This is a genomic window from Bradyrhizobium sp. P2_E8 (assembly GCF_056403875.1).
The window spans coordinates 1-2,112 of sequence record NZ_JBFUES010001168.1 but is presented as its reverse complement, the minus strand read 5'-3'; the positions used below and the strand labels follow the sequence as shown (position 1 = coordinate 2,112).

The 2,112-nt window shown below is 63.4% G+C and carries 2 protein-coding genes; both read right to left on the bottom strand.

What is annotated here, in order from left to right; all coding sequences use genetic code 11:
- On the bottom strand, window positions 1–1,354 hold a 1,354-nt coding region (locus AC1D00_RS38155; RefSeq protein ID WP_477014228.1), incomplete at its 3' end, for an ABC transporter transmembrane domain-containing protein.
- Between the two features lie 133 nt (window positions 1,355–1,487).
- The coding region (locus AC1D00_RS38150; RefSeq protein ID WP_477014227.1) for a class I SAM-dependent methyltransferase at window positions 1,488–2,112 on the bottom strand (625 nt) is incomplete at its 5' end.

The window sequence follows — 2,112 nt, the reverse complement described above, 5'->3', positions numbered from 1 at the left end:
GGATCAGGTTGAGCAGCGTGCTCTTGCCGGAGCCCGAGGGGCCGACGATAGCGATGCTCTTGCCGACATTGAGCTTGAGGCTGAGATTGTCCAGCACCGGCGTCTGGCTGCCTTCGTACTGGAAGGTCACGCGGTCGAAGGTGATGTCGTGTGTAATGCGCGGCAGATCGGGCGCGCCGGCACGATCGGCCCCGCGCGTCGGCTCGTCGAGCAGCTCCTGGATGTGCCGGATCGCGGCGGCCGAGGAGATCGACACCGGGATGAAATGCATCACATGGGCGATGTTGTAGGAGACCTCCCAGAACGCGCTCTCGAAGGTGACGAAGGTGCCGATGGTGATCTGGCCCTTGGTCGCCAGGTACGCACCGATCGCGAGCACCACGAGGTGCAGGAGCAGCACCGAGATCGTGACCGTCCGCTCCACCATGGTCGACAGGAACGCGGCTGAGGCGATCCTGTTGCGGGTCTCGTCGTTGCGGAAGCTGAAGAAGCCGAACATCCGGCGTTGCAGGCTGAACGCCTTGATGACGGCCTGTGCCGCCACGTTCTCCTGCACCATGCCGAGCAGCGCGGATTCATTGAGCTTCTGCTCGTAATTGGCCTGCACCGCCTTCGGCGTGAGCATGCGCGGACCGATCAGCGTGATCGGAAACACCAGCAGCGCAACCACCGCGAGCTGCCAGTTCAGGAACACCATCAGGATGATGCCGGCGATCAACTCGAGGAACGGCAGCGCCGCGCTGTTGGCGAAGGTCTTGACCGAGCCTTCGAAGGCGGCGAGGTCAACGGAAAAACGCGACAGGATCTCGCCGCGCTTGGTGCGGCCGAAATAGGCGGCCGGCAGGTCCTGGACGTGCTCGAACAGGTGCTTGCGGACGTCGGAGATGATGCAGGCCGCGAGCCGCGCGTCCCAGCGCTCGTACCAGACCGCCACGATCGAGGTGAAGATGCCGGCGGCCGCGAGCACGCCGAGGATCTTGTACAGCGCCTGGAAATCCTCCTCGCCGAGCGCGTCGTCGATCAGGAACTTCAGGCTGAGCGGCATGATGACGTTGAACAGCGTCTCGACGACGACGCCGAACGCCACGAACGACAGCATCCGCTTGTAGTTGGTCAGATAGGGCTTGACGAAACCCACGATGGTCGCGAGCGCGCCGGCGGCCTCGCGCGCGGTAAAGACGACGAGGTCCTCGTCCTCATCGTCGTCATCGAGCTCCAGCTCGTCGTCCTCCTCGCCTTCGTCGTCCTCGTCGTCTTCGCGGTCCGGCTTGGCGGTGGGGGCAAGCTTGTCGAGCTCGGCCGCCTCTTCCACGGCGAGCTTCTGTTTGTCTGGAGAGGGAGGCTTGGACGCCATGAAACCAACGAATGCTGACGGCCGGCATGACCGCAGAGAAAGCAGGAAATAGCGGAAACCGCTACTGCACTGATTCTATGCGATCAGAATGAATTCGGCAAAGCAATTGGCTAGCCCGCTCCGATCCTTGCGGCTAGTCGTCGTCCTCGTCTTCGACCTTGTCGAAGAAGGAATAGCGCAGGCTGTCGGCGTCGGCGTACCACTGGCCCGGCCCCTTGTTGGCGGCGAGCGTCGCCTCCCAGAGCGCATCGGTACAGTCCTTGCGGTGCATCGACAGGTCGAAGCCGTTGCCGAAGAACAGTTCGGACCATTCCCACCAGGTGCCGAGCTTCTTGACCCCGCGCAGGAGGTCGTAGCGGTCGATCACAGCCGAGGCCATGTCCGAGGTGATCGAGCCGAACACGACGCCGGTCTTGACCACGCGGTTGAGCTCGCGAATCGCGCGGACCACCTGCTTCGGGGAAATGTGGCAGAGGCTGGTCTCGAACACGAAGTCGAAGGCGCCGTCCTTGAACGGCATGTCGGTGATCGAGCCGAGCTTGTTGTACTTCTTCAGCGCCTTCGGCGTCTTGGCGTGGATGGCGCGGTTGTTCTCGATGCCGTAGGCATCGATGCCGCGCTCGCGCAGCGCGCCGACCAATTCGCCGCTCGCCGAGCCCGCGACCAACAGCTTGGCGCCCTTGGCCTTGCCCCAGACGATGCTGATCAGCCTGGTGAGGTAATCGGGATCGGTGAAGTGGCGCCACGCCTCGCTATAG